This window comes from Litoreibacter ponti (assembly GCF_003054285.1).
In the GTDB taxonomy this organism is placed as follows: Bacteria; Pseudomonadota; Alphaproteobacteria; order Rhodobacterales; family Rhodobacteraceae; genus Litoreibacter; species Litoreibacter ponti.
The window spans coordinates 549370-573482 of record NZ_QBKS01000002.1; the positions used below are offsets into that span (position 1 = coordinate 549370).

At 65.3% G+C, this 24113-nt stretch carries 27 protein-coding genes and 1 tRNA gene; 12 read left to right on the forward strand and 16 right to left on the reverse strand.

Annotation, left to right across the window (positions count from 1 at the left end):
- Positions 1-31: 31 nt before the first annotated feature.
- From rpmH to yidD, 3 genes are read left to right on the forward strand one after another with little or no spacing between them, the layout of a single operon-like run.
- Complete coding sequence (gene rpmH, locus C8N43_RS16580; RefSeq protein ID WP_021101915.1) at positions 32-169, forward strand: 50S ribosomal protein L34; 138 nt, start codon at positions 32-34, stop codon at positions 167-169.
- Positions 170-195: 26 nt separating this feature from the next.
- Positions 196-597, forward strand: coding sequence for a ribonuclease P protein component (rnpA, locus tag C8N43_RS16585; RefSeq protein ID WP_107846860.1), 402 nt, complete (start codon positions 196-198; stop codon positions 595-597).
- Entirely contained in the window at positions 594-815 is a 222-nt protein-coding gene (gene yidD / locus C8N43_RS16590; RefSeq protein WP_107846861.1) for a membrane protein insertion efficiency factor YidD, read from the forward strand. The genes rnpA and yidD overlap by 4 nt, the downstream gene beginning before the upstream one ends.
- Before the next feature lie 59 nt (positions 816-874).
- Here yidD and C8N43_RS16595 read toward each other — a convergent pair whose 3' ends face one another.
- Entirely contained in the window at positions 875-1411 is a 537-nt protein-coding gene (locus tag C8N43_RS16595; RefSeq protein WP_107847325.1) for a DUF3833 domain-containing protein, read from the reverse strand.
- An 85-nt stretch (positions 1412-1496) separates the two neighbouring features.
- On the opposite strand from C8N43_RS16595, the gene ttcA reads away from it, so the two are divergent.
- The 5 genes from ttcA to yihA all read left to right on the forward strand — a co-directional run bounded on the left by ttcA (position 1497) and on the right by yihA (position 7313).
- Positions 1497-2366, forward strand: a complete 870-nt coding sequence (gene ttcA / locus C8N43_RS16600) for a tRNA 2-thiocytidine(32) synthetase TtcA (RefSeq protein WP_107846862.1) — start codon at positions 1497-1499, stop codon at positions 2364-2366.
- Between the two features lie 58 nt (positions 2367-2424).
- The gene (locus C8N43_RS16605; RefSeq protein WP_107846863.1) at positions 2425-3939 is read left to right on the forward strand and encodes a putative bifunctional diguanylate cyclase/phosphodiesterase; all 1515 of its coding nucleotides are present in this window, start codon (positions 2425-2427) and stop codon (positions 3937-3939) included.
- Between the two features lie 148 nt (positions 3940-4087).
- Positions 4088-5923, forward strand: a complete 1836-nt coding sequence (yidC, locus tag C8N43_RS16610; protein ID WP_107846864.1) for a membrane protein insertase YidC — start codon at positions 4088-4090, stop codon at positions 5921-5923.
- Positions 5920-6663 carry an MOSC domain-containing protein gene (locus C8N43_RS16615; RefSeq protein WP_107846865.1) on the forward strand — a complete coding sequence of 248 codons (744 nt, stop codon included), beginning with the start codon at positions 5920-5922 and terminating at the stop codon, positions 6661-6663. Before yidC ends, C8N43_RS16615 begins: the two co-directional genes overlap by 4 nt.
- A complete protein-coding gene (gene yihA / locus C8N43_RS16620) occupies positions 6660-7313 on the forward strand; it encodes a ribosome biogenesis GTP-binding protein YihA/YsxC (protein WP_107846866.1) in 654 nt (217 codons plus the stop codon). The genes C8N43_RS16615 and yihA overlap by 4 nt, the downstream gene beginning before the upstream one ends.
- 347 nt (positions 7314-7660) lie before the next feature.
- Here yihA and C8N43_RS16625 read toward each other — a convergent pair whose 3' ends face one another.
- From C8N43_RS16625 to C8N43_RS16660, 8 genes are read right to left on the reverse strand one after another with little or no spacing between them, the layout of a single operon-like run.
- Positions 7661-8326: a GntR family transcriptional regulator gene (locus C8N43_RS16625; protein WP_107846867.1), complete on the reverse strand. Its 666-nt coding sequence runs from the start codon at positions 8324-8326 to the stop codon at positions 7661-7663.
- 31 nt (positions 8327-8357) lie between these two features.
- Positions 8358-9272 carry an aminotransferase class IV gene (locus tag C8N43_RS16630; RefSeq protein ID WP_107846868.1) on the reverse strand — a complete coding sequence of 305 codons (915 nt, stop codon included), beginning with the start codon at positions 9270-9272 and terminating at the stop codon, positions 8358-8360.
- Positions 9269-10273, reverse strand: coding sequence for a 5-oxoprolinase subunit C family protein (locus C8N43_RS16635; RefSeq protein ID WP_107846869.1), 1005 nt, complete (start codon positions 10271-10273; stop codon positions 9269-9271). The genes C8N43_RS16630 and C8N43_RS16635 overlap by 4 nt, the downstream gene beginning before the upstream one ends.
- Positions 10266-10943, reverse strand: a complete 678-nt coding sequence (locus tag C8N43_RS16640) for a 5-oxoprolinase subunit B family protein (protein WP_342748732.1) — start codon at positions 10941-10943, stop codon at positions 10266-10268. The genes C8N43_RS16635 and C8N43_RS16640 overlap by 8 nt, the downstream gene beginning before the upstream one ends.
- Positions 10940-11704, reverse strand: coding sequence for a LamB/YcsF family protein (locus C8N43_RS16645; protein WP_170114432.1), 765 nt, complete (start codon positions 11702-11704; stop codon positions 10940-10942). Before C8N43_RS16645 ends, C8N43_RS16640 begins: the two co-directional genes overlap by 4 nt.
- Positions 11704-12906 (reverse strand): kynureninase, encoded by a 1203-nt coding sequence (gene kynU / locus C8N43_RS16650; protein ID WP_211308616.1) that lies wholly within the window; start codon positions 12904-12906, stop codon positions 11704-11706. Before kynU ends, C8N43_RS16645 begins: the two co-directional genes overlap by 1 nt.
- A gap of 10 nt (positions 12907-12916) precedes the next feature.
- Positions 12917-13663, reverse strand: a complete 747-nt coding sequence (locus tag C8N43_RS16655; protein WP_107846871.1) for a dienelactone hydrolase family protein — start codon at positions 13661-13663, stop codon at positions 12917-12919.
- Between the two features lie 9 nt (positions 13664-13672).
- Entirely contained in the window at positions 13673-14443 is a 771-nt protein-coding gene (locus C8N43_RS16660) for an AraC family transcriptional regulator (RefSeq protein ID WP_158269999.1), read from the reverse strand.
- A 75-nt stretch (positions 14444-14518) separates the two neighbouring features.
- Here C8N43_RS16660 and C8N43_RS16665 point away from each other — a divergent pair, with 75 nt between their 5' ends.
- Positions 14519-15121: a pyridoxamine 5'-phosphate oxidase family protein gene (locus tag C8N43_RS16665; RefSeq protein WP_107846873.1), complete on the forward strand. Its 603-nt coding sequence runs from the start codon at positions 14519-14521 to the stop codon at positions 15119-15121.
- A 19-nt stretch (positions 15122-15140) separates the two neighbouring features.
- On the opposite strand, the gene C8N43_RS16670 is transcribed toward C8N43_RS16665, so the two are convergent.
- Positions 15141-15216: transfer RNA gene (locus C8N43_RS16670), tRNA-Ala, on the reverse strand.
- 103 nt (positions 15217-15319) lie between these two features.
- Complete coding sequence (locus tag C8N43_RS16675) at positions 15320-15658, reverse strand: TIGR02300 family protein (RefSeq protein WP_107846874.1); 339 nt, start codon at positions 15656-15658, stop codon at positions 15320-15322.
- 188 nt (positions 15659-15846) lie between these two features.
- Here C8N43_RS16675 and C8N43_RS16680 point away from each other — a divergent pair, with 188 nt between their 5' ends.
- The gene (locus C8N43_RS16680) at positions 15847-16533 is read left to right on the forward strand and encodes a M48 family metallopeptidase (protein WP_107846875.1); all 687 of its coding nucleotides are present in this window, start codon (positions 15847-15849) and stop codon (positions 16531-16533) included.
- Between the two features lie 7 nt (positions 16534-16540).
- On the opposite strand, the gene C8N43_RS16685 is transcribed toward C8N43_RS16680, so the two are convergent.
- Positions 16541-17119, reverse strand: a complete 579-nt coding sequence (locus C8N43_RS16685) for a hypothetical protein (RefSeq protein WP_211308617.1) — start codon at positions 17117-17119, stop codon at positions 16541-16543.
- A 33-nt stretch (positions 17120-17152) separates the two neighbouring features.
- On the opposite strand from C8N43_RS16685, the gene C8N43_RS16690 reads away from it, so the two are divergent.
- Positions 17153-17716, forward strand: coding sequence for a Crp/Fnr family transcriptional regulator (locus tag C8N43_RS16690; protein WP_158270000.1), 564 nt, complete (start codon positions 17153-17155; stop codon positions 17714-17716).
- 20 nt (positions 17717-17736) lie between these two features.
- On the opposite strand, the gene C8N43_RS16695 is transcribed toward C8N43_RS16690, so the two are convergent.
- From C8N43_RS16695 to C8N43_RS16710, 4 genes are all read right to left on the reverse strand, one after another.
- Positions 17737-18507, reverse strand: a complete 771-nt coding sequence (locus C8N43_RS16695) for a class I SAM-dependent methyltransferase (RefSeq protein WP_107846877.1) — start codon at positions 18505-18507, stop codon at positions 17737-17739.
- 242 nt (positions 18508-18749) lie between these two features.
- A complete protein-coding gene (locus tag C8N43_RS16700) occupies positions 18750-20900 on the reverse strand; it encodes a S8/S53 family peptidase (RefSeq protein WP_107846878.1) in 2151 nt (716 codons plus the stop codon).
- A gap of 3 nt (positions 20901-20903) precedes the next feature.
- Positions 20904-22052 carry a phosphatase PAP2 family protein gene (locus C8N43_RS16705; RefSeq protein WP_158270001.1) on the reverse strand — a complete coding sequence of 383 codons (1149 nt, stop codon included), beginning with the start codon at positions 22050-22052 and terminating at the stop codon, positions 20904-20906.
- Between the two features lie 30 nt (positions 22053-22082).
- Entirely contained in the window at positions 22083-23657 is a 1575-nt protein-coding gene (locus C8N43_RS16710; RefSeq protein ID WP_211308618.1) for a hypothetical protein, read from the reverse strand.
- Between the two features lie 211 nt (positions 23658-23868).
- Here C8N43_RS16710 and C8N43_RS16715 point away from each other — a divergent pair, with 211 nt between their 5' ends.
- Positions 23869-24054 (forward strand): hypothetical protein, encoded by a 186-nt coding sequence (locus tag C8N43_RS16715; protein WP_146174243.1) that lies wholly within the window; start codon positions 23869-23871, stop codon positions 24052-24054.
- Positions 24055-24113 lie beyond the last annotated feature (59 nt).

Sequence of the window (24113 nt, forward strand, 5' to 3'; positions counted from 1 at the left end):
GGATGATCGCCCCCCGCAAGGAGCCGAGCTGATGAGCAAACGTACGTTCCAACCGTCGAACCTGGTTCGCAAGCACCGCCACGGCTTCCGTGCGCGCATGGCAACCAAGGCTGGCCGCAAGATCCTGAACGCGCGCCGCGCCAAAGGCCGGGCGAAGCTGAGCGCGTAAGCGCCGACGCCCCATCCTTTAGAGACATGATGCCGCCGGAGGCCCACGCGCACCAGGACACCGTCCCGGGCGCGGACACGCCCCCGGCGGTTTTCGTTCGTTTGGAGGTTCTCTCCAAACGCGCCGACTTCCTGCGCGCCGCCCGCGCCAAGCGCTCGGGCCAGCCGGGACTGCTTCTACAGGCCCGCGACCGGGGCGATGACGCCCCGGCCCGCGTGGGCTTCACCTGTTCCAAGAAAATCGGCAATGCCGTGGCCCGCAACCGTGCCAAGCGCCGCCTGCGCGAAGCCGCAGGTCTCGAGCTTGGCCCGCGGGCGCAGCCCGGCTGGGATTACGTGCTGGTGGGCCGCCCCGGCGAGACCATCGCGCGCGAGTTTGCCCAGCTGCGCACCGATCTCGCCCGCGCGATCGACAAGGTGCATGGATGAGCCCGCTGGCAAAGCTCTGCGCCCTGCCCGTGCGCGCCTATCGCGCGACCTTCTCGCCTTGGGTGGGGTTCAACTGTCGCTACGACCCAACCTGTTCGGCTTACGCGCTGGAGGCCTTGGAGAAGCATGGCGGCATCAAAGGCTCCTGGCTCTCCGCCCGCCGCATCGCCCGCTGTCACCCGTGGGGCGGCATGGGCGTCGACGACGTGCCGGATTAGGGGCGGCAAACTTTTCAGAAAAGTTTGCGCGCAAAGTCTTCATAAGACTTTGGCCCCGTTCAACGCTTCTCGAACGTGATGATGACATCGCCCACGTCCAACCCGAAGCGCTTCATATAGGCGCGGTTCAGCAGCCGCCCGTCCTCTTGCAGCCACATCCAGTCATCAAACGTCACCCGGGTCGTCTCGCCCTCACCCACCGGCAGATCAATCGTGTAGCGCCAATTGAATCGGTCGCCCTCCTCGCGCCCCGTGGCCACGCCGATGACGCCCGGCGCTGTGCCTTCCCACGTCTGATCGGCGGTCATGGGCCCAGTCTTGCGCAGGGTCCAGATGCGCTGCTCGGTCGAGCCATCCTCGTAGACGAAATCCTCGACCAGCCTCAATATCTCGCCATCCCACGTGCCGTCGATATCGACCACGAATTGCCGCCGCACCGTCCCCAGCACGTCCTGAAACTGGCCGTAGGCCCGCAGATCGCCCGCAAAATACGTCTCGAGGTTCAGCTGCCGCTCGCTCAGGCTCGCGTCCTGGAAGGACGGCTTGCCCGTGCAGGCGGACAGGGCAAGGACAGCGGCCAGGCAGAGATACTTCATCACGGGCTCCTTTCTCTTGATACGGCCGCGCGCGCCCATCAGATGCATCTTCCTTTGCGCGCCCACCCGCCCTATACACCCGGGCATGCTTGACGAGGCCGATGACATCCACCCGCTCTTCCACGGCGCCCCCAAGGGCACCGAGTTCAAGAAGCTGCGCAAACGCATCATCCGCGACACCCGCGCGGCGATTGACGATTTCGGCATGATCGAGCGCGGCGCGCGCTGGCTGGTGTGCCTGTCGGGGGGCAAGGACAGCTACACGCTGCTCGCCGCCCTGACAGAGCTGCAATGGCGCGGCCTGCTGCCGGTGGAAATTCTCGCCTGCAATCTTGATCAGGGCCAGCCGAACTTCCCGGCCACCGTGCTGCCGGAATTTCTCGAAAAGATGGGCGTGCCGAACCGGATCGAATACCAGGACACCTATTCCATAGTGAAGGACAAGGTCCCCGCGGGCCGCACCTATTGCGCGCTCTGCTCGCGGCTGCGGCGCGGCAATCTTTACCGCATCGCCCGGGAAGAGGGATGCTCGGCCGTCGTTCTGGGCCACCATCGCGACGACATTCTCGAGACGTTTTTCCTGAACATGTTCCACGGCGCGCGCCTGTCGGCCATGCCGCCGAAGCTCCTGAACGAAGAGGGCGACCTGTTCGTCTACCGCCCGCTGGCCTATGTCGCCGAAGACGATTGCGACCGCTTCGCCCGCGCCATGAACTACCCGATTATCCCCTGTGATCTGTGCGGATCACAAGACGGCTTGCAGCGCCAGAACATCAAGCGAATGCTTGATACATGGGAAGAAAGGTCGCCCGGGCGCCGCCAGAAGATGTTTCGCGCCTTGACCAACGCAAACCCTTCTCACCTGCTCGATCCAGAGCTTTTTGACTTCAAGGGTCTCGCGCGTAAGTCGGAAAAAATTGAACCAAATATGCCGAAACTAAAGCCTGACGATTAACGGGCTGAAAAGCATGTGGGCCTAATTTCGTCGTGATCCGAGGGCGAAAGGGTGAAACATGGAACGGCTATCGGCGCGCGTTGCGCAAATTCTTGGGTCCGCGACCCTGACACGATATGGCCTTGCCAGCTTGCCGCTGCTTGCGGGCATTTCCTACGCCACCAATTCCACCCCGCCCCTGCTCATCGCCGCCTTCGCACTGCCCGTGGCCCTTCTTGGCGTGCGCGCGCCTCAGGCGCGGCCTTACCGTCAGCAATTCCGCCAAGGCGGGCAGGACGATATCGTGGCCCTGGTCGACCACGCCATCGCCACCCAGCCGAACACGCAAAGAAGCGCCGTTCTGTCGCTGGAGCTCGATAATTCCGAAACGCTGATCGATACCTGGGGCAGTGATGGCGTCGAACACATCATGTCAGTGCTCACCGACCGGCTGTGCGGCGTGCTGCGCACGACCGATATTGTGGCCAAGACCGGTCAGACCAAATTTACCATCGGGCTGCCGGGGATCCGAGTGCCAGAACTCGGTGCAGTCGTGGCGCTGGTCGAGCGGCTACAAGACGCGGCACATACGGGCATCCTCATTGATCACGCAAGCGCCCATGTCACCCTGAGCGCGGGCTTTTGCCTGCAGGAACGTGCGAAGTCGCGCAGCGGGATCAGCATGGTCGAAGGCGCCGACATGGCCTTGCGCGACGCGCAGGCGCAAGGCACCGGCGCGATCCGCGGCTTCTCGAAAAACACCCCTGAAGTCGAACGGGATGGAAGCCCGTCCGGACAAGACGTGCTCAACGCATTGGAACGCGGCGAGATCATCGCCTGGTTCCAGCCCCAAATCTCCACCGATACCGGGCTGGTCACCGGCTTCGAGGCGCTCGCGCGATGGGACCACCCGGAGCGCGGCATGCTGGCACCCGGCGTATTCCTGCCGGCGCTCGAGGCCGTGCGCGGTATGGAATTGCTCAGCGAGACGATGCTGCAACACGCCTTGCGCGCGATCCGTGGCTGGGACGCGGCAGGTCTGAAAGTGCCGACCGTCGCGGTGAATTTCGCAACGCAGGATCTGCGCAATCCGGGGCTGGTGGAGCGCATCAAGTGGGACGTCGACCGGTTCGAGATCGAGCCGGAGCGCCTTGCGATCGAAATACTCGAGACCGTCGTCGCGGAGACCGAGGATGATGTTATCACCCGCAATATCCGCGCACTCGGCGATCAGGGTTTCCGCATTGACCTGGACGATTTTGGCACCGGTCATGCGTCGCTCTCCAACATTCGCCGCTTCGCAGTGAATCGCATCAAGATCGACCGCTCCTTTATCACCCACGCCGATGAGGATCCGGGACAACAACGAATGGTCAACGCGATTATCGGCATGGCCGAGCAACTTGAGATCGAGACCGTCGCCGAAGGCGTCGAGACGCTCGAAGAAAAAGGCATCCTTTCTCAGCTCGGCTGCACCCATATGCAAGGCTACGCCATCGGCAAGCCGATGCCTTTCGAGGAGACCGCCGCCTGGATGGCCAAGCACAACCAGCAGCAAAACGCAGCCTCTATCTTCCCGCGCAAGACCGGATGACGACCGCGTCGCGCGACGCGTGCGTCGGGCCTTCACAACCGCGGCAAGGCCGCGCGACGCGTCGTAAAACAAGCCAATTGCGCTTGACCTTTTCCGCTCCACCCTGTTGAACCAGCCTGACTTTTAAAGGCACAGGTGGACGCCCGAAATGGACGATCAGAACAAGAACCTTATCCTCGCGACCGCACTCAGCTTTCTGGTGATCCTGGTCTGGTTCTTCCTGTTCCCACCCGAGCAGCCCATCGTCGATCCAAACGCGCCGGTCCCCGCCACGACCCAAGCCGACGGCACGGCCGCGGCGCCGCCGATTGCCGGCACCCCGCCGGCCGCCGTCGCGCCCAGCTCCGCAGAGGTGCGCGAGACCGCACTGGCCGACGATGTGCGCATTCAGATCGAAACGCCGGAGCTCAAAGGCACCATCTCGCTGACCGGCGGCCGCCTCGACGACCTCAAGCTGTCGCAATATCGCGAGACGCTGGAAGAGGACGCCGACATCGTCACGCTTCTGTCCCCCGTCGGCACTGCGAACGCCTATTATGCGCTTTACGGCTGGGCCCCGGCTGGTGATCTGACCTATGAGCAGGTGCCAGGTGCCAACACCGAATGGCAGCTGGTGTCTGGCGACACGCTGACCCCGGACAGCCCCATCACACTTGCCTGGAGCAACGAGGCGGGACTGACCTTCAATCGCACCATCTCGGTCGATGAAGAGTTCATGTTCACCGTCGAGCAGACGGTCACCAACACTTCCGGGCAGCCGCGCCGCCTGCAGCCCTACGGCATTGTGGCTCGCCACGGCGAGCCGGACACGATCGGCTTCTTCATCCTGCACGAAGGCATGGTCGCCATGAATGACGGCGAGCTGGCCGAGGTCGATTACGACGACATGACCGATTTCGACGTCGTCGCACGCGAAGCCGCCAATGCGCAGGTGACCGAGGTCGCCGGGAACGGCTGGATCGGCTTCACCGACAAATATTGGATGACGACGCTGATCCCGACGCCGGGCTCTTCTTTCACCTCGGTCGCAAAATTCGTCCCCGGCGCGCAGATCTTCCAGACCGAGACCCGCTTGCCCATCGTCGACGTCGCCCCCGGTGCGACCGCCACCGTGTCCTCGCAGCTGTTCGCAGGCGCGAAGGAGTGGGAGGCGATCCGCAGCTATGAGCAGGAAGGCGTCGAGGGCTTCCTCGACAGCATCGACTGGGGCTGGTTCTTCTTCCTGACCAAGCCGATCTTCGCCGTGCTGCATTGGCTCAACATCTTCATCGGCAACATGGGCTGGTCGATCGTCGTGCTGACCCTGCTGATCAAGGCCATCCTGCTGCCACTGGCCTACAAATCCTACGTCTCCATGGCGAAGATGAAAGAGCTGCAGCCGCAGATGGAGAAGATCAAGGAGAAGGCCGGTGATGACCGCCAGAAGCTCCAGACCGAGATGATGGCGCTCTACAAGAAGGAAAAGGTGAACCCGGCCGCGGGCTGCCTGCCCATCCTGTTGCAGATCCCGATCTTCTTCTCGCTCTACAAGGTGATCTTCGTCACCATCGAGCTGCGCCATGCGCCCTGGTTCGGCCCCTTCCAGGACTTGTCCGCCCCCGATCCGACCTCGATCATCAACCTGTTCGGCCTGCTGCCCAATGAGGCGCCACACCCGGAATCCCTGATGGCGCTAATCTTCATCGGCATCCTGCCGCTGATCCTCGGCATCTCGATGTGGCTGCAGCAGAAGCTGAACCCGGCCCCCACCGACCCGACCCAGCAGATGATCTTCGCCTGGATGCCCTGGGTCTTCATGTTCATGCTTGGCGGCTTTGCCAGCGGCCTGGTCGTCTACTGGATCGCCAACAACATCATTACTTTCACCCAGCAATACGCGATCATGCGCAGCCAGGGATACAAGCCGGACCTGTTCGGTAACATCAAGGCCAGCTTCAAGAAGGGTGACAAGCCCGTGGAAGACAAGCCAAAGGCCAAGAAGTGACCCCCAGCCTCGCCCATATCTGGCGCCACCCGATCAAGTCCCACGGACGCGAGGCGCTGGACCGGGTGACGCTCGAACAGGGCCGCACAATGCCTTTTGACCGCACTTGGGCCGTCGCCCATGAGGGCGCGCGCATCGACGGCACCGAATGGGCTCCTTGCGCCAATTTCTCCCGCGGGGCCAAGGCCCCCCTGCTCATGGCGATCCACTGCAGCCTCGACGAGACGACCGAGATGCTGACATTGTCTCACCCGGACCGCGACCCGGTCACCCTTCATCCCGAGCGCGACGAAGCGCAGCTGATCGACTGGGTCCGCCCGCTGATACCCAAAGACCGGGCACAGTCCGCCCGTGTCGTCCGGGTAGACGGCCGCGGCATGACCGACAGCCCGTTCCCCTCGATCTCCATCGCCAACCTCGCGAGCCACAAGGCGGTCGAGGAACAGCTCGGCCAATCGCTTCAGTTCGAGCGCTGGCGCGCCAACCTCTGGCTCGACGGGCTCGAGCCGTGGGAGGAGGCGCGCTGGCTCGGCAAGACCGTCCGGATCGGCGGCGCGGCGTTCAAAATCGAAGAGCAGATCACCCGCTGCCTCGCCACGACCGCCAACACGACCACCGGCCTGCGTGACGCCGACACGCTGGGCGCGCTCAAGGCATTCGGTCATCAGGAATTCGGCCTCTACGGCGTGGTCACGCAGGCGGGCGACCTGGCAATCGGCGACGCGGTAGAAATCACATGACCGCGTTCACCTTCACCATAGCGGACACGCCCACCCCGCAAGTGGCCGAGCCGGGCCGCAAGCTCTTCGCGGGCGAGACCGACTTCCTCAAGGGCGTCGTCGCCATGGACGGCATGCCGCCCGCCGACCGAATTGAAGTCTGCTTCGCCGGTCGCTCCAATGTCGGAAAATCCAGCCTGATCAACGCGGTGACAGGCCGCAAGGCGCTGGCCCGAACCTCCAACACCCCCGGCCGCACGCAAGAGATCAACTTCTTCACCCTCGCCGACAGCCATTACCTCGTCGACCTGCCCGGTTACGGCTTCGCCGAAGCCCCGGTCGCCGTCGTCCAGAAATGGCAGCGCCTGCTCAAGGCCTACCTGTCCGGCCGCCAGACCCTGCGCCGCGCCTTCGTGCTGATCGACGCGCGCCATGGAATCAAGCCCGTGGACGAGGAGATCCTGAACCTACTCAACAGCTCCGCCGTGACCTTTCAGGTCGTGCTCACCAAGGTCGACAAGCTCAAGAAGGGGCAGCTCGACAAGACGGTGGCGCAGGTCAGCGCCGCGCTGCAAAAGCACCCCGCCGCCTTCCCCGAGCTGGTCCTAACCTCGTCTGAAAAGGGCGACGGCATTCCCACCCTCCGGCAGATCATCGCAGAGCTGGTCTAGACCACCGTACGGTGGCCTAAGACAAGGTTAACCCGTCTCGCGTAAAACCCGCCCCCGGACGTCCACCCGCCCTGGCATAACCAACCGGGGCACATTCAGAGCAGATCAGGTGTTGAAGACAGCCCCCTCATAGGGCCAAGACACCGCCTGACGCGCACAAGGCCCGGGGGAGGCAAACCCCCGGTGGTCTCACTCTAGACCACACAGCCAAATCCAGAGCACTCGCGCCGCTTTCTTTGTTCCGAAAATACGGCGGGGTGTGGGGCAGCGCCCCACGACCGGTGAGGTCTGGAGAGGCAGCGCCTCTCCAGCGGATCGACGGGCCGACAGGCCCGGCGAGCCATATGCTATTGCGCCAGCATCCGCAGCCCTTGGGTGACATCCGCGCGCACCGCCAGCCGCAACCCCGGCTCATCCCCCGCCTTCAGGGCCGCGACGATCAAGCGGTGATGCTGCGGCAGTTCCGTGCGCGCGAGCTTGTCGTAGAGCGAGCGCATGGTCGGTCCCATCTGCAGCCACACCGTCTCCGCCATGGCCAGCATCGCAGGGGCCTGCGCGCGCAAGTAAAGCGTGCGGTGAAACTCCAAATTCGTGCGAATGTAGCTCACCGCATCCTGTCGCGCGATGGCCTGCCCGATGCTCGTATTGATTGTCTGCAACCGCTCGATCAGCGCCAGATGCGCCCGCGGCAAGGCGCGCGCGGCCAGTTCCGGCTCCAACAGGGCGCGCAGGGCCGCCAGTTCCTCGATCCGGTCGTTCGACAGCTCCGGCGTCGACACGCGGCCAGAGGAGGACAGCGAGAACGCGCCTTCGGCCACCAGCCGCCGCACCGCTTCGCGCGCGGGCGTCATCGACACCCCGAACTCTCGTCCAATGCCGCGCAACGTGCGGGCCGAGCCCGGCAAAATCTCCCCGTGCATGATCTGGGCGCGCAGGCGCCGGTAGACCATATCATTGGCCGCCCCGGTCGCGGCGGACCCGGTCGGCTCTGGCTTTGGCGCGTTCAGCAACATGGGCGCTTTGTGATCACAAAGCCCGCGCCCGTCAAGCGATTGACGCGCCGGTGTCCCGCGCCACGGCCTGTTTGTAGAGCGCGCGGATGCGTTCCATCACCGGCCGTGCGCCATCCCCGATGGGCTTTCCGTCAATCGAGGCCACGGGCGTCTGCGCCCCGAACGTCCCCGTCAGGAACGCCTCCTCAGCGCCATACGCCTCGTAGAGCGAGTAGTTCTTCTCGAACACCGGGATGCCCTCGGCGCGGCACAGCTCGATCACCTTCGCCCGCGTCACCCCGTTCATGCAGTAATCCCCGGTCGAGGTCCAAACCTCGCCCCGCCGCACGATGAAGAAATTGCACGCATTGGTTGTGTTCACGAACCCATGGGGGTCCAGCATCAGCCCCTCATCGGCCCCCGCCTGCTCGGCCTGCAGGCAGGCGATCACGCAGTTCAACTTGGAGTGCGAATTGTATTTCGCATCCTGGCTCATCGGCAGCCCACGCACTTGCGGCACGGTCGCCAGCCGGATGCCCTGGACCAGCTCGGTTGCAGGTTTGGAATGTTCCATGATGATCACCAGCGTCGGCCCGGACTGGCTGAGCTTTGGGTGCTGAAACGGCTTCACCTTCACCCCGCGCGTCAGCATCAGGCGGCAATGCACATCCGTGTGCATCCCATTGGCCTCTGCCGTCAGGGTCAGCGCCTCAAGGATGCCTGCCCGGTCCATCCCCACATCAAGCGAGACCGCCTTACAGCTATCAAAAAACCGATCCATATGGTCGTCGAAAAACGCCCATGTCCCATCGTAAAGCCGCATCCCCTCCCACATGCCGTCGCCCAGCATGAAGCCGCTGTCATAGACCGACACCATCGCCTCGTCGCGGTGCTTCAGCGCGCCGTTGACGTAGATCTTGATGTCGGCGTTGCGCGGGTCCTCCAGCGCGTCATGGGTCGTCGTCATGGGTCACCTTCCGAGATGAAGCCCGAGATCAGGTTCTCGCGCATCAGCCGCTCCGCCAGCGTGCCCCGCGGCACCGATATTGCATCGAGATAGGCCGCGACTTGCGACGCGTGCGCGCGCGCCAGCGTCACCGCGTCCTGTGCCGAGACGGGTTTGAACCGCACCGCATCGCCCTGCCGCTTTTGCACCAGCGCGTCCAGATCGGGGCCGATCACCGTGGCGATCTTGGGGTAGCCGCCGGTCGTCTGGTGGTCGGCCAAAAGTACCGTCGGCACCTGCGCACCCGAGACCTGAATCGAGCCGCGCTGCACCGGCTCCGACGGGATCGACAGCGCCTCGCCCAGGATCAGCTCCGGCCCGTCGAGCCGCATTCCCATCCGGTCATACGCCTCGGACACCGTAAAAGGCTTGGCAAAATTGGCCAGCGCCGCGTCCGTGAAATGGTGATCCTGCGGCCCCATCACGACGCGAACATCGTCAGACTGCGCGGGCTCGAACATCGGGATCGCACCTTCGCGCGCGCCGCGCGCCTCGGCGCCGGCGACTTTCAGGACATCACCGGTCCGCACTGCGCCACCGCCAAATCCCGCGAGGGCGTGAGTGGCGGCGGAGCCCATCCAATCGGCCACCTGCAGCGCGCCTGCGAAGGCCAGGTAGCACCAGGATCCGGCCTCGCCCGCACGGATCGTCAGCTTCTCGCCCGGTGACAGCGTCAACACCTGCGCCCCGACAGAGCGGGTGCCCGCGTGATCCACCGTGAACGCGCCGCCCGCGATCGCGACCGAGACCTCGCCCGCCACACACTCCAGCACGATCCCGCCCAGCGAGACCTCCAAAGCAGCCCCCGGAGGCTGCCCCAACGCCGCATGCGTCGCCGCGAAAGACAATCGGTCCATCGGCCCGGACGCAGGCACCCCATAGCGCAACGCGCCAAAGCGCCCCGCATCCTGCACGGTTACCAAAGGCCCCGCAAAAAGAACTTTCAGCTGCGCCTCAGCCACCGCGCGCCTCCAACGTGGCACGGTCGATGCGCTCGAACACCACTTTGTCGCCCACGTCGAACAGCGCCGGGCGGTCCGGGTCGTCGGTCAGGATCGGCGTGGGCGAGCGGCCGATGATGGACCACCCGGTGGGCATCTTCAGCGTCGTGACAAGGCATTGCCCCGCCGCAATCATCACGCTGCCCGCCGGGATATCGCGCACCGGGGCGGGCTTGCGCGGCACTTGAATCACTTCCGGCACGCCGGTCAGGTACGCATATCCCGGCGCAAAACCATAGAGCGCGACCTCGTAATCGCCCGACAAATGCGCCGCGATCACTTCTTCTTCGGACAGGCCCACGGCCTTCGCCACCGCAGGCAGGTCCGGCGCGAACTCCGCGTCATAGCACACCTCGACCCGCCGCTCCTGCGTTGGGCGAGACACGCTGCCAGCCCCCGCCCAGAGCGCGCGCAACGCCTCCTCCAGCGCCGCGTGATCTGTTACCAGCGGATCAAAGCGCACCAACAGGTTCACGAAGGCAGGCACCTGTTCCAACACGCCAGGCGGCGGGTCAGAGGCCACCGCGTGGTCCAATTGTCCGACCGCCGCGTGGGCGTCGGCAGACATCTCATCGGCGAAGCTGACCAACAGGCCGGTATCGGCCACCGGGGTGAAGCGCGGCGCGATCACTGAACAAAACTGCGGATGGTGATGCCCTCGGCCTCCAGCCGCGCGCGGATTTCGCGCGCCATGGCCACCGCGGCGGGGCCGTCGCCATGCACGCAGATGCTATGGGCATCCAGCTTGATCGGATCACCGCCCACCACCGGCATCATCCGGCTGTCCATGAAGGACACCAGCCGCGCCGCCGCCTCGGCCGCGTCGTGGATCATGGCGCCCGGCGTGCCGCGCGGCACCAGCTGGCCTTCGGGCGTGTAGCCCCGGTCGGCAAAAATCTCCGATGCAACCGGTGCCCCCGCGGCTTTGGCCGCATGCTCCAGCTCGGTCCCCGATATCGCCAAAATCGCCAGATCAGGATCAATCGCGCGCACGGCGGCCACATAGGCGTCCGCCACCTCGCGCGTCTTGGCCGCGTAATTCGCCAGAGCGCCGTGGGCTTTGACATAATCCACCTTCGCCCCCGCCAGCGCGGCGATGCCCTGCAACGCGCCGATCTGCGCCGCGCACATGCGCCCGATCTCATCCGGGGCCATCGGGATCACGCGGCGACCAAAGCCCTCGCGGTCATTGTAGCCGGGATGCGCGCCAATGATCACGCCGTTATCGCGCGCCATCTCGAGAGTCTCGAACATGGTCTCCGGGTCGCTGGCATGACCGCCGCAGGCGATATTGGCCGACGAGACGATGCCCAGCATCGTCTCATCCTCGCCCATGGTCCAAGGCCCGAAGCTTTCGCCCAGATCAGAGTTCAGATCGATCCAATCCGCCATCATGTCACCCGAGATTTTTCTTTGTATTCAGGCCGGTCCCACAGCCGGTTGTCCAGCACGTCGGCCAGAATGTCGACCGCGCCCCGCACCTCGTCCTCGCCCACGTAGAGCGGTGTGAAGCCGAAGCGCATGATATCCGGCGCGCGGAAGTCCCCGATCACATCGCGCGCGATCAGCGCCTGCATGACCGGGTAGCCATGCTCGAAATGGAACGAGACCTGACTGCCGCGCATGGCCGCATCGCGCGGGCTGGCCAGCGTCAGCGCCGGGCAGCGCGCCTCGACCTCTCCGATGAACAGCTCGCACAGCGCGACCGAGGCCGCGCGCAGCTCCGCCATGTCGACGCCCTCCCAGACCTCCATCGCCGCCTCAAGGGCGGCCATCTGTAAAACGGGCGGCGTCCCGACGCGCATCCGCTCGATGCCCATCGCCGGACGGTACTCCGGCTCGAACGCGAAGGGCGCATCGTGGCCCAGCCACCCCGACAAGGCGGGCTGCAGGTCCTCGACGATGTCGGGGCGCACATAGATGAAGGCGGGCGCGCCCGGCCCGCCGTTGAGGTACTTATAGGTGCAGCCCACCGCAAATTCCGCGCCACACCCGTCCAGATCGACCGGCACCGCGCCCGCCGAATGGGCCAGGTCCCAGATCATCACCGCCCCCGCCGCGTGGGCCGCGCGGGTAATCGCGCCCATGTCGTGCATCCGGCCCGTGCGGTAGTCGACCTGCGTGATCAGCACCGCGACCACGTCATCAGTGATCGCGCCCGCCACCTCGTCCGGCGCGACGACGCGCAACTCATGGCCCTGTTCCAGCTGTGCAATCAACCCTTGCGCCATGTAGAGATCCGACGGGAAGTTGCCGCTGTCGGACAGGATCACGCGCCGCTCTGGCCGCATCTTCACCGCCGCCGCCAGCGCCTGATAGACCTTGATCGACAGGGTGTCACCCATGGTAACCGTGCCCGCGGGCGCGCCGATCAGGCGGCCGACCATGTCGCCCACGCGCGCAGGCTGGCCCATCCAGTCATCCACGTTCCAGCCCTTGATCAGGTGCTGGCCCCACTCGTCCGTCACCATCCGGGACAGCCGCGCGGGCACGGATTTTGGCAAAGGCCCCAGCGAGTTGCCGTCAAGGTAGATCATCCCCTCGGGTAATATGAACGCGTTGCGCAGGGGCAGGTGTGAGCAGGTATCTTTCATGGGCGCGAGATTAGAGCCGGGCGTTCAGGAAGGCCAGCACGTCTGCGAACACGGCCTCTGACCGGCTGTCGGTGGTCAGGGTCGAATGCGCCTTGCCGGGCAGGTCCGGGTGGCGTTCGAAGGCGTCGCCGAAGATCGCCTCCGCCGAGCGCATATGCGCGTCTCGGGACACCCTGTCGCCCTCGAACCGGTAGCCCTTGGCGCAGGGCTTGGGCAGCAGCTCCGCGCGGGTGTGGGCATTGGCGCGCTCGCTGCCCGACATGGCGAGCGTGTCCACCTTGAACAGAGCGGGCCAGGACGGCTGGCAGGCGATCGCCGCGTGCACGCCCGGCCCCGCGATGGCCGCAAGCGCGAAGCCCCCGGTCAGGCACATGCCCACGGCCCCGATCCTGGCGTCGGGATTCTCTTCGGCGACATGACCGATCAGCCCCATCAGCCAACGCGTGAAGGGTCGGCTGTTTGTCTCGCCCCCGCGCGGTCGAAACAGCGCGCCGAACTCACGGCTCAGGCAGAACAGGCCGGTGTGCAGCGGCGACATCTCCGTTCCGGGCGATTTGAATATCAGCGGCATGTAGACCTTGTAGCCTTCGTCCGCCATCTCGCGGCAATAGCGCAGGAAGCTTGGCGACATGCCCGGCAGCTCATGCAGCACGATCAGCGGCTTGCTTCCCGCCACGCTGACATAGACCGGCAGGGATACCCCCGCGGCGTCCACCGGGACCGGGTCTTCGAACCCTTCGATTTTCAAGTCGCTCATGAGGCCAGCCTAGCCCGGATCGGGGCCGAGGTGGTCAAGTTTCTGCATCATCGCCGCCAGCGCGTATTTGCTGGCGTAGCCCAGCTCCGCCGCGATCTGCGCCTCGGCCACCCCTTCCGCGCGGCGCTGCAGGGCAAGGTGGTAACGCAGGCGCTGGCGCCATTGCCCAAAGGGCAGCCCGGTCTCGGCCTGGAAGGCGCGTGTGAAAGAGCGGCGGCTTTTGCCCGCCTCGCTGGCCCAGTGATCTATGTCCTTTACGCTGCCCGGCGCGGCCATCAACGCGTCGCACACTCTGCGCAGCCTCGGGTCCGCAGGCGCGCGCAGCGCGAAAGGCGAGGTCGGCGCCTCGGCCAGTTCCAACTGGATCAGGCAACGCAGGTGGCTCGCCTTCTCCGAGTTCAACGCCTGCGCCTCCTCGGTGCAGAGCGCGCCGATCAGCAAGGTCAGCAGCGGCGAGATCGCCACGACCCGGCAGCTGTCAAACACGCGGTCGGTGCGCGGTCCTGCGCGGATATACACCGTCTCGATCAGCACCTCGCCCACCATTGTCGCGCCGTGCTCGACCCCCGCGGGAACCAACAGACCGAAGCCCTGCGGCACGACCCAGCTGACATCGCCCGCGCGCACATGGACCAGGCCGGAGACCGCATGAAGCACCTGATGGCGCGCATGGAAATGCGGCGTCGAGACATAGCCATCCTCGTACCGCTTGCGCAGGCTGACCACCTTGTAGGGCAGGCCTTGCAGGCTGTCAGAAGAAGTCGTGCGTGATTGGCCCATTTGGCAAAAAGATGGCCCCATTTGCGAGAAAGGACAAGCTATCAAGGCCGCGAGGCCGAAAAGGAGTCCCCCCACATGCCCCAGATCGACAGTATCGAGGCGCTGGAAGCGCGCTATGGCGCAGTAAATCCCAAGAGCCTGACCAAGGTCGCCCGCAAGATGACGCCGCTCTACCGCCAATGGATCGAGGCGTCGCGTTTCGTCGTCTTGTCCACCATCGGCCCCGAAGGCACCGATGGCAGCCCGCGCGGCGATGACGGCCCGGTGGTGCACATCGCCGATGCGCAGACCCTGCATCTGCCTGACTGGATGGGCAACAACCGCCTGGATTCGCTGCGCAATATCGTGCGCGACGGGCGGGTGAGCCTGATGTTCATGGTGCCGGGCTGCACCAATGTCGTACGGGTCAACGGACGCGCGCGCCTGCATGATGATGCCGAGCTTCTCGCGGCGTTCGACAAAGGCGGCAAACGCCCCGCGACGGTGATCGTGGTGACACTCGAAGAGATGTATTTCCAATGCGCCAAGGCGATCCTGCGCTCGAAGATCTGGTCCGGCGATGATGAAAGCGCGAAGGTGCCCACGGCCGGCCAGTTCATCAAGGAGATGGAGCGCGATTTCGACGCTGAAAGCTACGACACCGGCTATGAGGACTACGCCAAGCCGCGGATGTGGTAGCTGGATTGGAAGGGAAATTTGGTGGAGCCTAGCGGGATCGAACCGCTGACCTCCTGCATGCCATGCAGGCGCTCTCCCAGCTGAGCTAAGGCCCCGAATGCAGCATTCGCTGCGGAGTGGTGTCTAGAAGGGCGCGGGCGGCAGTTCAAGCGAAAAATCGCAAGCCCGCCGACTTATTCGCGCCCCTCCAAAGTGTCGTTAGCTGTCGTCGTCGTCGTCCGACGCCACGTCGGCCAGGTCGTCCAAGCTGACGGTGTCGTCATCGTCATCCTCTTCCAGCACGTCGTCGCCCAGATCGGCGTCCACCTCGTCCTCATCATCCTCGAGCACGACCTCATCAGCCTCTTCGGCGACGGCTTCCTTGTTCTGCGCATCGGCCTTGTCGGCCTGCATGGTGCGGGACTTGGTGCCGGTCAGGCTTTCCAGCGTGAACTCATGCGCGCAGGACGGGCAGGTCATCGGGTCATTCTGCAGGTCGTAAAAGCGGGTCGAGCAGCTTGGGCAAACGCGTTTGACGCCCCATTCTTCCTTGGGCATGTGTCGTCCTCTTTCCTCTACCGCAGCAGTGGGCGCGGCGTGTGGGGTTTATCCGAATTGCAGCCAGTTGCCACAGCGGGCAAGTGGTGTCAAAGCCTTTCCCGGCCCAATTGTGCGACCGGTGCTTGCGCAGGGCAATTGGGGCGCGCTACCCTCGATTTCAAGAGCAAAAAGCAGCAGGCACCCCCATGGCAGAGATCATAGAGCTGGGCGAGCCCCCGATCCCGGTGAAACTGCGCCACTCGGCGCGCGCGCGCAGGCTGTCGCTGCGGGTCTCGGGCGTGGACGGGCGCGTGTCGCTGACCCTGCCGCGCCGCGCTTCGATGCGCGAGGCGCAGGATTTCCTGCGCGCCAAGGAGGCGTGGATTCGCGGCCATCTCGACCGCCAGCCGGAGCTTTGCCAAATCGCCCCCGGTGCCGTGCTGCCGGTCGAAGGCCGCGAACGGCTCATCGCCCCGACCCGCACCCGCGCGGTCAAGCTGATGGAAGATCACCTGCTGGTCCCCGAAGGCGCCGACAAGACCGCAGCACGCGTGCGCGCCTTCCTCAAGACGCTCGCCCGCGACCGTCTGGCCGAGGCCAGCGCGCGCCACGCAAAGGCCCTTGGTCGCGAGTTCGGCAAGATCACCCTGCGCGACACGCGCTCGCGGTGGGGCAGCTGCACGTCGGAGGGCAATCTGATGTATTCTTGGCGGCTGATCCTCGCGCCCGCGCCGGTGCTTGACTACGTCGCCGCCCACGAGGTCGCGCATCTGGCGCAGATGAACCACTCGCCCGCCTTCTGGGCCGAGGTCGCGCGGCTCATGCCCGACTACCAGCCACATCGCGCCTGGCTGCGCCAGCATGGCGGCGCGCTGCACCGGTTTCAGTTCTAGCTACGCGCTACTCGCAGCCATTGTGGCGCCGCCACATCGCGGCGGCGTGGCCCTCCGGCACCGCATCGCACGGCCCCGCCACATCATACCCGCGTAGCGCGTTGTACTGCGCGATCTGGGCCTCTTGCAGCACAGGCACAGTCTCCAGATTCGCCGCCAAATGGGTCAGACGAAGCCGGCCCCGCGCTTGCGCGGCGGCCTGCACCAACGCCGCCAAGGTGTCCGCGTCCGGCGCGCCATCTGCAAAGGCATCGCTCAAGGCCCGCTCCGCATCAATGAAATCCGCCCCCGCCGCGACCGCCGCCTGGGTCATGCGGGACCGGATGTCTTCGAGCGCCTCTCTCTGCGCCTCCGAAAGGCCCAAGGCCTGAGCATGCTCCAGCAGATGGGTTGGCCCCGGCACGCCGTTCAACTCTGCCGGAAGGGCCAGCCCCCAGCCCCGCCCCGCGCGCAAATCCTGCAGATCGCGCTCCGACAGCGACGCAATCGGCCGCGCGTCAAGCCCCGCATAGGGCTGCGCCTTGTGCTGCTGCGCCAAGGCGGCATTGGCGAGAAGGAAGGTCAGCAAGAGGGTCGGTTTGATCATGGGCAAATCCTTGGGGCAGCATCGCCGGAAGCCTTGCACGACCCGGCCGCGCGCCACATGATCATGATCATGTCGCAGCCATGGTCAGAGCTTTTCGCAGATGCCCCCGACAGGTCACTCGCCCCCGGCGAGACCCTGTTTCGCCGCGAGGATCCGGTGCATCAGATGTTCTGGGTCCGTGCGGGGGCGATCACGCTTCGGCGCACGCTTGCAGATGGCGGTGAGCTGGAGCTGCACCGTGCCGGGCCCGGCGCGCTGGTGGCCGAAGCCTCGCTCTTTGCCGCGCAGTATCACTGCGACGGGATCAGCGAGGCCAGCACGGAGGTCGCGGTCTTGCCCCGGGCCGCGCTTCTCGGCGCGCTTGAAGACGGCGCTCTGGCCGCGCGTGCACTCGCGGATGCCGCCCGCGAGGTTCAGGCCCTGCGCGGCAGGATCGAGGTCATGCGCCTGAAGACCGCGCGTGCCCGCCTCGACGCCTATCTCGAGCTGCACGGACCACCCGCGCGCGGCGGCTGGAAAGGTGTGGCCGACTGGATCGGCGTCACGCCGGAGGCGCTCTACCGCGAGCGCGCCCGGCGTCGCGCAGCCAAGACCTGAGCCGAGCACCGGCAGCCGGATCAGGCAGGCTTTTCAAGATGCCAGACCTGCTCCACCGGGTAGTCCCGGGCCCATTCCGCCGGGATCGCGCCGCGGATGCCGGACGCGCCTTCGGGGGCGAACAGCTCCTGGTAGCGGCGGACCACGAAGCCGATCCGGGCAAAGAGCGCCATCCAGTCCGCGATCGTCAGGTTGAAGCACACGCCGCTCGGCTCGAATTCCACTTCGGTCCAATCCGCGCCCCACATGTCCCTGTAGGGGCGGTGCAAACGCATCTCGTTCGGCGCGCCGGACGCGGGCGCGCACAGCTGCGCGAAAGGATGGTTGCCCAGAAAGACCAGCCGGCCACCGGGGCGCAGCAACCGCCACGCCTCGCGCAACCACAGCTCCGGCGGGCACCAGATCGCCGCGCCATATTCAGAGATTGCGAAATCGAACGTACCCGATGGCAGCCCGGTGTCTTCGGCGTTGTCTTCAAGAAAGGTGATGCGCGCCCCATGGTGCGCCGCCAGCCTGCGCGCGGTTTCAAGCTGCCGGGGCGAGACGTCGATGCCCGTGACCTCTGCCCCGCGCCGCGCCATCCAGCCCGAGACATAGCCGGTGCCGCAGCCCAACTCGACTGCCATCCGTCCGGTCATATCGGTGGGCAGCAGGCCAAGCTCGGCTTCGGAGTGGCCCCAATTGCCCCATTCCGGCATATCAAGCGCCCATAGGCGCTCGCCCGTGTTTACCCAATTGACGGCGTCCTCGTCCCAGACGGCCCGGTTTATGGCGACATGATCGCGCGACATCGAGGTGTCCTTTCACCGACACTCCATCCGCGCGCATGATATCAGATTTTGAGCGGCCCCGCACCGCGCGGGCGAAAAAGGGACGCCCGACACCTCACTAATATGCGCGCACAACCTCGCCTAAAGCTGCGGCTCACTGGGTAATCGGCATCGGACGCCCCACATACGGGCAAAAAAACAACCCGCATGTCCTAATGTCCGGGAAGAGGACCAGCACGCCCTCCTGTCCCGGCTCGTACTCGTTACCCACCTCCCCAAAGGGACGGTGTCTTGTGCGACCCCAAACGCGCCAGCCAATGGGCGTTCTGGACGGGGTTCGGAAAGTTGAACTGCTGCGGTGTCATCGCGCTAAAGGGTGGCTGGCCATTGGCCAAGGCCCTGACCACCAGCCGCGCGGCCTGCGGCGCGGCACCGCTGGTCCCGACAAGGATCGACCGAGAGCCGGAGCGCACCCCACGCCCCAGCGAGCCCGGCAGAATGGGCGAGCGATCCGCCACCGCGCACAGGGCCACCTGCTCGCCCCACGGCGTGGGCGCGTCACCCGTCGTATTCGAAAGCCCGCCCGAGGACGAATAGGGCGCAGGCCTGCCGGTGCTTTGCACGTAGCCCGCAACCCGCGTCACGAGCGGCGCATTGGCGACACCGTTGAGGCTGCCGAAGCCGCGCACGGCAGGCATGGGCTGCGTGTAAACCGGCAGGGAGGGCTTGTCGGCGGTCGATGGATCGATGAGCTCAAGATAGCTCTGCCGTCCGCCAGAATTCAGCTCTGACGGGTCGTCATCGCGCTGCACCCAGATGTTGATGTACTGCTCGGCGCCCAGTTTCGGCGCGCTTGCGCTGCGTTCCATCCGCATGACCCAGCGCCCTGACGGGGCCCACCGGCCCGCGCGCTCCAGCGGCACGGTTGCCGCCAGCGCCACCATCGCGCGCCAGCGCGTGCCGCGGTTCTGGTCGACGGACATTTGTCCAAGGGCCGCTCCCCCCACGCGAAGATCAAGGAAGGCTCGATCATCGCCGCGTGAGAGGAGCGGATCACCCCGCAATGCCAGGGAAGGCTCGGCGTCAAATGTGAGGCCGCGTGGCGGGGTAACTTTGAAAGTGTAATCCGAGACGTCGAGCCCCTCGGGCATCCAGAACTCGATATAGGACGAGGTGCGATCCTCTGGCTGCACCTGCCAGTAGACCTCGATGGCTTCGGTGCCGGGGTCATCCGGGTCCGCTTTGAAGTCGCTCTCCTGAAACTGCGCATGCATGAGGTTCAGGAACGTGTTGCCCGACGGCATGATCATCTCGGTCGGGGCGACCGCCTTGCGCTTGTGCAAAAGCTCCTCGATCGCCGCGTCCATCTCGGACTGGCCGTCATGGCGCCCGCCCGACCAGCCATAGGAAAAGTTGATCACCAGCGGCAGCTCATCCACGCCGCACGAATGCGCAATCCGTTGCGCGCGCTCGAAAATATAGTGAATGGCAGAGAGCATATACATCTCCTTGCCAAAACCGGACGTGTCCCACGCGATCGTGTTGGGCAGCTGCACCGCGATGATCTCGATGTCGTCCTGGCTGGGTTCTTGCTTGCCGCACATGGGCTGGCCCGCAGCCAGCGACATGATGTGAGAGCCGTGGGTCGTGTCCCGGCGCATGTACGTGCCCAGCTCGGGCAGCTCCGCGTCCATCGCGCCCGAGATACGGTAAAGCTCGTTCTCGTTATCGCCGTACTGCGCAATCAGCCCGTCGATTTGCCCGTTCGACAGCTCCGCCCCGAACGGCACGGCGCTGGAGCCTGCAGGCGCGCGCGCCGATTGCAGCCACAGATGCGACACGCGGGTGTTGCCCTCCGTGTTCAGGAAGGTGCGGTTGGCGAACGGGATGCCGTCGTCAATCACCGCGATGATCGCCTTGGGCGGGGTCTGCGGGGCGCGGTACCCATCGACGCCGTGATCGACGTCGTAATCGGACGACCACGTCACCTCGTTGATCGGGAAGTTCACCCGGTAGCGCGCGCGCATGCGCTTTTTGCCCGCCGCGACCTCGTCCTCCGGCTCGTCGGCCGCTGCCGAAATCAGGTCGAGCAGGTCGGCCGCGATATCCGCAAGCCCGGTCGAAGGTGCCTGCGCCGCGTCGGGATCGAAGAAGCAGAACGGCCGGGTCTTGAGGTTCGCACCACGATTCCACAAGGGCGGGTAGCGCACCTCGACCTTGCGCGAGCCGGTGCCGGGCTCCTCTTCGAAGCGGACCTTCTTGACGTCGGGCAGCGGGCGGCTGCTGTCCATCAGGGCCGAGAAATAGCGCGAGGTGCGGTCCCGGATCGACGGGAAGGCGAAGGGCCGACCCAGATCATCCCCGAAGGTCCAGCGCTCATAGGGGCCGGTATATTGCTCGATGCGGCGCGACATCGGCTAGACGCCTGCCCCGGGCGTGCCGGCGCCCGCGCTGTGGCCCTCGGCCACGGCCTTGTCCCACAACCATTTGTACATGTCGGACTGCGTGCTGGTGATCGCCGAGCCAAAGCTCAGCCCGTAATTGCCGGACACGCTTTCACCGGCGAGCAGCTTCTGGAAGTCGTAGCCGAAGAAATCGGTGTTGGTCGGCCCGTAGGTCGCGGATTTGGTGCCGGTGTCAGTAACCCCGCAGCGGCCCAGAATGGTGCCCGCAATCGCCTGACCCAGCGCCGCGCCCGCCCAGCTGTCGATCGGGTAATGCACGCCCGCAACGGTGCGGTTGACCGAAATCCGCTCGGCCAGCATCTGGATCAGCTTCTTGCGATGCTCCTTGTCGGCAAAGCTATCGCCCCACGCGTCGATCAGCTTCATCATCACCGACGAGACGGCATAGGCTTCCGTCGCATGCGCCGATGGGAACGAGCCGTGCCCCGGCGTCGCGATCATCGGCAGCACCCGTGTGTCCACCTGATCGGGCCGGCGGATGGCTTGGGCGTATTTCATCATCATCGCCACATGCGCGCCCATCAGCTGCACCGTCGTCATCAGCTCGAACGTGTACTTATTCTGCGCCGGGTGCAGCGCCATGATCATGGCGAAATACTCGCTCGGGAAGCCCAGCTGGGACTGAATCTCCGCCCCGCGATCGGCCCGCAGATCGGCATAATCGAGCACGAGCTTGCACTGCTCGGCCATCAGCGTGTCCGTGGGCCGGGTGATCGAGGCCATGTCCTGACCTTCGAACTTGATCGTGGAGACATTGCCCGAGACCGAGATTTCAAGCGAGCGGACATAGTCCGACATATAGAGCGAGCCGCGCACCCAATCGGCGCTGCGCGCCAGGTTTTCGGGCGAATTGGCCGGAAGCTGCTCGGGTGTCGGCGCGGGCCCGTCGCCTGCCGCGTAGCCGATCCCTTCGGCCGTGGTCTGTAGTCCGACCGCGGTCAGGGCGTCATACTGGCCCACGGCGCCTGCGTTGAAAAACGCGCCAAGGCCGGATCCACCGAGGCCGCCAAGCCCCCCCAAACCGCCAAGACCGCCCAAGCCACCAAGGCCACCCAAGCCGCCGAGACCGCCCAGTCCACCGAGCCCTCCATATTGAGCCATGTTATTCTTCCTTCCCTAAAAAACTGCTGGCTACCGCACACCGGCGGCGGCCAATGCCGTCACCACCCGCTTGCCGGAGCCATGCCCGGCGGCCGGGTGCTGACGCGCGTACTGGTCAACCCGAAAATCTGGAGCCCGGCGCATCATGTCCTCTGCGACGGCCTTCGCCTCCTCGGTGCGCCCGAGGTAATGCAGCGCCGTAATCTTGGCGCGCAATGTGGACAGGTGCCGGTCGTTGCCCGCGAGCGAGCTGTTGGCCAGCTCCAGCGCGCGCTCGTAATCCTCGGCGGCCAGATAGGCGGTGCTCGTCAGCCCGTCATAATAGTAGCCAAACGGATCGATCGGCGACAGGCGGCGGGCCTTCTCGGCAGATGCAATGGCCTCCGCCCCGCGATCCTGGAACGCCCGCAGCGCGCCGGTCAGAAGCCAGGACAGGCTTTCGTTCGGATTGATATCCAGCGCCGCATCGTAGCGGGCCGAGGCCACGTCCAACTCGCGTTTGAGATTGTTGTGCGCGAACCCGTCGATCACCAGCGCAAAGCTGCTGTCGGGGTTCAGGTCCAGCGCCCGTGCGGAATTGTCGAGCGCCTTCTGCGTGTCGCCCGCCCGGTCCGTGGTCCAGCCATTGAACACGCTCAGCACGTACCATTTCGAAAGCCATGCATGGGTCTCGGCCACCATCGGCGCGCGATCTGTGGCCTCCTCCAGCAAGGTGCGGGCCTTCGCGAAATCGCGGAAGGTCGGGCGGTGCATCAGGGAGACGCCGCCGATCACCAGGTGGTGGTCGTCGAGCTCCGGCACCGGGCGATCCTTGATATAGGTGATCGCCTCGTCGGCGATGGCGCGGCCGATGGCCTTCACTACCCCCTCGATGCCCGCCATGACCTCGTCCCAGAAACTGGCCTGCGGCCCCTCGATCTGGCGGGTCCAGATGATATTGGCGTCGCGCGCGTCGACGAAATCCATGTCCACGACAACCCGCCCGCCCATCTCGCGCACGGAGCCGGTGATGAAGTAGTCGACGTCCAGCACCTCGCGCACCTGCGCCAGATCGGTGGTGCGCTGCGCCAATGCGCGGCTCGACAGGTGGGAAATCACCGATAAAAGGTTCGAGCGCGACAGCGAGCGGCAGACCTCCTCGGCCAGCCAGTCGCCCAGCACCGACATCTGCTCGCCGCCCATGATCCGCTTGAACGGCAGCGCGGTCACGCGCGGCAGCGGGCGCCCCATCTGCGTGCGCGGCGTGGTGCGGTAGAGCCCCGCAATCTGGCTTTCGTCGGCCCGGACAGAGCCCACCCATTCGAGGAACCCCTTGTCGCGGATGCCCATCCCCTCAAGGAAAGCCCCCGAGCCCGGTGCGCCGAGGAAGTTCACCTTGGACAGGTCCAGCTCCACGTCGGAGTTCGTGCATTTTACGAACTCGTCGAAATCGCCCTCGAACAGGGCGCGCAGGTCCGACAGCGCCCGGCGCAGGTTCTGCCGCCCGCCATCATAGCAAGACGATCCCCACAGGGTCTGCTGCAGATACGACCGCGTGCGACGCCCCAAAGGCGCCGTGGCCAGCAGCGCAAACAGCGCGCGGTGCTTGGCGCCGGTGATTTCCACGCCGCCTTCTCCGGCGACGCGAACAACGCATGTGCCAAATAAAGATATGTCGAGTTTCTTGCTCACAAGCCCAAACCCAATTGCCTTCCCTAAAGTCAGCCTAACAAGGCCGGAGCGTGAAATCCAAGGCGTTCACACTTTTTTCACATGTCGGGGCGCAGGCTCGTTGGTAGTTTCATCCAAAGCGATTTGAATAACGGAGCCGCACATGATGCCGCAGATGAAAGGGCCCGGGCCCATTGTCGACCTGGTGGATTTCTATCACCGCTGGCCGACGTTGAAGGGCAGCATGCAAGCCCTCGCCAACGACCCGCAGCTCTGCCCGGAGGAGCAGGAGACGCTCAATTGGCTGATCCTTCTGGCCGATCGGGTCGGACCCGCCGACCTGCGGGACTGACCGCCCCCCGCATCAGCTTCACAATTGACCCGCGCCCCGGTTTGTTCGACAAGCCGGGC